Origin of the sequence: Halomonas sp. IOP_14, assembly GCF_021021315.1 — a bacterium.
Taxonomy (GTDB): Bacteria; Pseudomonadota; Gammaproteobacteria; order Pseudomonadales; family Halomonadaceae; genus Vreelandella; species Vreelandella titanicae.
In genome coordinates this window covers 1-6438 of sequence record NZ_JAINWD010000068.1, presented here as the reverse complement: position 1 = coordinate 6438, position 6438 = coordinate 1, and the positions used below count along the sequence as shown (strand labels likewise).

Here is a 6438-nt window from a genome sequence, read left to right as displayed (position 1 = left end):
GGTCAGAGATACTTGGCGTCGAACAGGTGGGGCGCCACGACAACTTCTTTGAGTTGGGAGGCCATTCACTATTGGCTCTCAGGGTGCAATCTAGAGTGGAAGAATATTTCGATATACGGCTCCCTCTGCGCAGCTATTTCGAGTATGTCTCATTGGCTTCAATGTGTGAGTCTATTCAGGAAAGCCGAGAAGGTGCGCGTGAGGAGGAAGGTGCTCAGCTAGAAAAGATGGCGGCGCTACTAGACGGTATGGAGAGCTGATATGGAACTCAATAAACGTATTATTGCTGAACGTTTCTCACGACTGGGATGGGACAAGCAGAGAGTATTTCTTGATGCTTTAAGGCAACAAAAGATCGACTTTTCGAAGTTGCCAATCGTTCCTCGAAAGAGCCAGGAGAGCTGCGAACTCTCCTATGCGCAACTGCGCCAATGGTTTCTCTGGCGCTTGGATCCTCAAAGCAGTGCTTACCATATTACGGGTGCTCTGACCCTCAAGGGGGCACTCGATACTGAAGCCCTGCGGGGTAGCCTCGCTGCTTTGGTTTCTCGTCATGAGGCCTTGCGAACGGTATTTCGTGACGATGGCGAAGGCGGGGTGGTGCAAGAGGTGCAGTCTGAAGGCAACTTCGTATTGCACGAGGTCGATCTAAGTCATATGGCGAAAGGTGAGAGCGAAGCGGCGATAGAGAGTCAAGTTACACAGCTCTGCGATGTTCCCTTCGACCTGGAGCAAGGCCCGCTGTTGCGGGTGGGGCTACTGCGCTTAGCTAAAGAGGAGCACTTACTGGTGGTGGTAATGCACCACATCGTCTCCGATGGTTGGTCGATGCGATTGATCATCAATGAGTTTGCTGCAGACTACTCCGCTCGAGTGACAGAAGAGGCTTGGCAGCCAACATCCTTACCGATTCAGTACGCTGATTATGCGCTATGGCAGCGCCAATGGATGGAGGCGGGCGAGAAGGAGCGCCAACTCGCCTACTGGCAGGCGGAACTGGGTGACGAACATCCGGTACTGCAACTGCCAACCGATCGACCGCGTCGCAACGATGGACATTATCACGCTGCGCGCCACCAAATGGTGCTCCCGGAATCACTGATTAGCGGGCTCCGCCAGCTAACCCAGGCGCAAGGTGCCACCCTGTTCATTACGCTACTGACAGGTTTCCAAGCGCTTCTGTATCGCTATACCGGGCAGGAAGATATTCGGGTCGGTGTACCGATCGCCAACCGTCACCGAGCGGAAACCCAGGGAGTGGTGGGTTTTTTCGTTAATACCCAGGTATTGCGCAACCAATTGAGTGGTCGCCAGAGCTTGGCCGAGGCGCTGCAACAGAGCAAACGTGCGGCGTTGGGCGCACAAGAGCATCAGGATCTCCCCTTTGAACAGTTAGTGGAAGCGCTGCAGCCGGAGCGAAGTCTGAATCACGCGCCGCTGTTCCAGGTGATGTTCAACTACCAGCAGCAAGATCATGACGTGCTACAGACGCTACCGGGGCTGAAACTGAGCAGTTGGCCACTAGAGAAAGGAGAGGCGCAGTTCGAACTGACGCTAAATGTTATAGAGCGTGCTGGTGGTTGCCTGGAGGCAAGTTTCGTGTATGCAGAAGAGCTGTTTGATGTAACCACCATTGAACGCCTAGCACAACACTATGCTGCCATTCTAGGGGCGCTGGCAGAGATTCCGGAGCGAGCGCTGGGCGATATTGAGTTGCTTGATAAAGACGAGCACTTCCAGTTACAGGAATGGGGGAAAAACTCCCAACGGTATTCCGATGCTCCACCTATCCACCACCTAATTGAACGCGAGGCTACGGCAAACCCAAAGGCCATGGCGCTAGTATTTGAAGATCAGTCACTCAGTTATGCCGAACTCAACGCTCGTGCCAATCGCTTGGCTCACTACCTAATTGGCCTAGGCGTGCAACCTGAAACCCGAGTGGGTATCGCTGTTGAACGCTCCATCGAGATGGTGGTGGGGCTACTGGCTATTCTCAAGGCGGGTGGTGTCTATGTGCCGCTGGATCCGGATTACCCCACCGAGCGGCTCGCCTATATGGTCGAAGACAGCGGCATTGAGCTGCTGCTGACTCAGTCGGGACTAATGACGAAGCTCCCACAGCGCGAGGGGTTAACTGCTATCGCATTAGATAGCCTGGACATTACAGAGCGACCGGCGCACAACCCAGGGTTAGCGCTGAGTAGTGACAACCTAGCCTATGTCATTTATACCTCGGGCTCTACCGGCCAGCCTAAAGGCGTGCAGCTGAGTCACGCCAATGTGACTCGATTGCTTGATGCTACGTCGAGTTGGTTCGATTTTTCCGGGCAAGACACCTGGACACTGTTTCACTCCTACGCCTTCGACTTCTCAGTATGGGAGATATTTGGTGCCCTTTGCACGGGCGGCAAGTTGGTCGTGGTGCCGTTCTGGGTCAGCCGCTCCCCCGAAGAATTCCTCGAGCTGCTATGCCGGGAACAAGTGACAGTACTGAACCAAACGCCATCAGCCTTCCGTCAATTAATCAACGTACCCGGTATCCAAACACGCAAGGATCTCGCTCTGAGGTTTGTCATCTTCGGCGGCGAAGCCCTGGAACCAGCAATGTTGCGGCCATGGATAGAGTGTTTCGGCGATACGCATCCGCGCCTTATCAATATGTATGGCATCACCGAAACGACGGTTCACGTTACCTATCGCCCGATCACCGCAGCGGATCTGCAAGGGCAGCGCAGCCCGGTGGGTGTCGCTATTCCTGACCTCGGTATCGAAGTGCTGGATAACGACCTCAATCGCGTACCGATTGGCGTTGTCGGCGAGCTCTACGTATCGGGCGCAGGACTTGCCCGTGGCTATCTCAAGCGCGCCGGGTTGAGTGCCGAACGCTTCGTTGCCAACCCTTTCGATAGCGAAGGTGGGCGGTTGTACCGCGCTGGCGACCTAGGGCGCTGGCGTGATGATGGCCAACTTGAGTATCTAGGGCGCGGTGACCAGCAGGTCAAGATCCGCGGCTTCCGCATCGAACTCGGCGAAATCGAGGCCTGCTTGTTGGCTCAGCCGGAAATTCGCGATGCTGTGGTCGTGGCGTGTTCAGGGCCTGGAGGCGACCGGCTGGTTGGGTATATGGTCGCGGCCGTGGCTGAAGTCGACCCTCAGGTGCTGCGCAAACGGCTGAGTCACCATCTCCCCGACCATATGATTCCCAGCGCGTTGGTCGCCATGGACGCTCTGCCGTTAACCGCCAATGGCAAACTTGATCGTGCCGCGCTGCCCGATCCTGACATAGGGGCCGGGCATGGTGAGGTCGAGGCGCCGTGCGGCGAGAGGGAAGTCAGCCTGGCAGCACTCTGGTGTGAGGTGCTGGAAGTCGAGCGGGTCGGCCGCCACGATAATTTCTTCGAGTTAGGCGGGCATTCGTTGCTCGCATTGCGGCTGATTGCGCGATTGCGCGAACGTGGTCGCGATATTGCCATCCGTGAGTTATTCGAACATCCGCGTCTAAGCGATTTCGCGCAGGTGCTAGAAGCGGCGAACGACCTACATAAAGTGGAGGTTCCGCCCAACCTCATTCCTGAGCACTGCGATACCCTCGAGCCCTGGATGCTCCCCCTGGTATCGCTTGACCGGGAAGCGATTGCGCGCATTGAGTCGACGATGCCGGGTGGTGGCGCCAACATCCAGGACATTTATCCTGTGGCGCCGCTACAGGAGGGCATTCTCTTCCATCACCGGCTGAACGTCGAGCGTGATGCTTACATCACTTCCTACACCATGCGTTTCGGCGACCGAGCCCGCATGGCGAGCTTCATCGATGGTTTTAACCAAGTAATGGCGCGTCACGACATCCTGCGCACTGCTTTTTTCTGGGAAGGACTTGACGAACCGGTACAGGTTGTTCTCCGCCAAGCACCGTTGCTGGTGGAGTGGATCGAGAAGGCATCCGACGACGGTATTGAAGGCTCGAAGCTGTCTCCACTGGAACGGCTGCGTCACGCCGCCGACCCCGGTCGCTGCCGGATTGATGCGCGCCAGGCGCCCTTGATGCGAGCCGTGGCTATCGAGGACACGGCCGGTGATAGCTATCTACTGCAGTTACTCATCCACCATCTAATCGATGACAATATGACGGTCAAGCAGGCCGTCAAAGAGATCGCTCTGATCGAGCAGGGGCGTTCCGCAGAGTTGCCCGAGCCCGTGCCGTTTCGCAATTTCATCGCTCAGGCTCGCTTGGGTGTGTCCGATAGCGAGCACCAAGCCTACTTCCACCAGCGCCTTGGCGATCTTGACGAGGGTACGCTGCCCTTCGGTCTCAACGACGTTATGGGTAACGGTGATGACATCGACGAGCAGCGCCTGGTGGTGGACGGCGAACTGGCGGCGGCGATTCGCGATCAGGCTCGGCGCCACGGCGTCAGCGCGGCGGCCTTCTTCCATCTCGCCTGGTCGCTGGTAATTGCCAAAGCTACCGGCAAGGACGATGTGGTGTTTGGCACGGTGCTTTCCGGACGTATGCACGGCATCGAAGGCGCTGAACGCGCGCTAGGGGTATTCATTAATACACTGCCGTTGCGCATTACACTGGGCTCCCACGGTGTCGATGAATGCTTACGGAAAACTCACGATGCACTCTCTGAGCTACTGCACCATGAACATGCCAGTCTTGGTCTAGCGCAGCGTTGCAGTGGTTTACCTGGCGGTGCCCCGTTATTTTCGAGTCTGCTGAACTACCGCCAGGCTGCGCCTCAAAGGGGAGAGAATGCCGCACCTACTTGGGAGGGGATGGAGCCTCTAGGTGGGCAGGAGCGCACCAACTACCCAGTGGGTATGTCTGTGGATGATCTGGGGGAGGGCTTCCAACTGGTCGGGCAGGTAAGCCGCACGATTGGTGCACAAAGGTTATGTGATTACATGGAAACCGCCGTGGCCAGCATCGTGGAAAGCCTGCAAACGGCACCGCGGCAAGCGATAAGTGAGATCAGCTTGCTAGGAAAAAACGAGCGGCAGTTGTTGAGCGAGTGGGGAGAGAATGCTCAACAGTCTTCCGAGGCGGCACCAATTTATCAACTGATCGAGCGCCAGGCCAAGGTAAAACCCAAGGCTACTGCATTAGTATTTGAAGATCAGTCACTCAGTTACGCCCAACTCAATACCCGTGCCAATCGTTTGGCCCACTATCTGATCGGACTAGGCGTAAAACCTGAGACGCGGGTGGGCATTGCCATGGAGCGCTCCATTGAGATGGTGGTGGGGCTGCTGGGGATTCTCAAAGCGGGGGGCGCCTATGTGCCACTGGATCCCGAGTATCCTTCGGAGCGGCTGGCGTTCATCGCCGAAGATAGTGGCATCGAGTTGCTGCTGACCCAGCACCACTTGCGCGAGTCATTGCCAGTAGCTGATGGCCTAAGCGTTGTTGAGTTGGATCGGCTGGACGTTGCACATTACGTTTCTACCAATCCATCGGTAAAGCTGCACGGCGAGCACCTCGCCTACGTGATTTACACCTCAGGCTCCACTGGGCGGCCCAAGGGCGCCGCCATCCGCCATGATGCCTTAACCAACTGCATGGTCTGGATGCAGGAGACCTACCAGCTTACTGATACCGATGCCGTGCTGCACAAGGCGCCGTTCGGTTTTGATGTCTCAGTCTGGGAGATTTTCTGGCCGCTGAGTGTTGGGGTACGTTTGGTGATCGCCCAGCCTGGTGATCATCGTGACCCTGAGCGCATCATTGAGCTGATCCAGCGGCACGGAGTCACTACACTTAATTTTGTGCCTTCCATGTTAAAGGCTTTCCTGGCCTATCCCGATGTTAAGGCCAAGACGCGGCTCAAGCATATTATGTGCGGTGGCGAGGCCGTTCCAGCCACGCTACAGCAAGATGTGGCTGAGTGTCTTGATGACGCAAACTTACATGATCTGTATGGCCCTACCGAAACTACGATTCATGTCACTCACTGGTGGTGCCGTGATGATGCTCACCGCCAGATTCCCATTGGTCGGCCTATTAGCGGCACCCGCACCTACGTCTTGGATGATGAACTCAACTTAGTACCACAGGGCGTTGCGGGAGAGTTGTACCTAGGCGGGGTAAGCCTGGCCCGTGGATATCTCAATCGCAGTGATCTCACGGCGGAGCGTTTTGTCGCCGACCCGTTCGCAAAAGGTGAACGTCTCTACCGCACCGGCGACTTGGTACGCTGGCGGGAGGATGGCCAGCTTGAGTACCTGGGCCGCCTTGATCACCAGGTGAAGATCCGCGGCCTGCGTATTGAGCTAGGTGAGGTCGAAACCGAGCTGCTCTTTCAGCCGGAGGTTCGCGAGGCGGTGGTGATAGCGCAAGAAGGCCCCAACGGCTCTAGGTTGGTGGCCTATGTGGTTCCCCAGGCTGACAGCGAACTCGACAGCACCTCACTACGAGAGACGCTGGGGCAACGG

Annotated in this window: 2 protein-coding genes; both read left to right on the top strand. The window is 56.7% G+C overall.

The window, feature by feature from the left end; translation table 11 throughout:
- Positions 1–260: phosphopantetheine-binding protein (locus K7H09_RS23665; protein WP_230806275.1), on the top strand; the 260-nt coding region annotated here is incomplete at its 5' end.
- Position 261: 1 nt separating this feature from the next.
- On the top strand, positions 262–6438 hold a 6177-nt coding region (locus tag K7H09_RS23660; protein ID WP_230806273.1), incomplete at its 3' end, for a non-ribosomal peptide synthetase.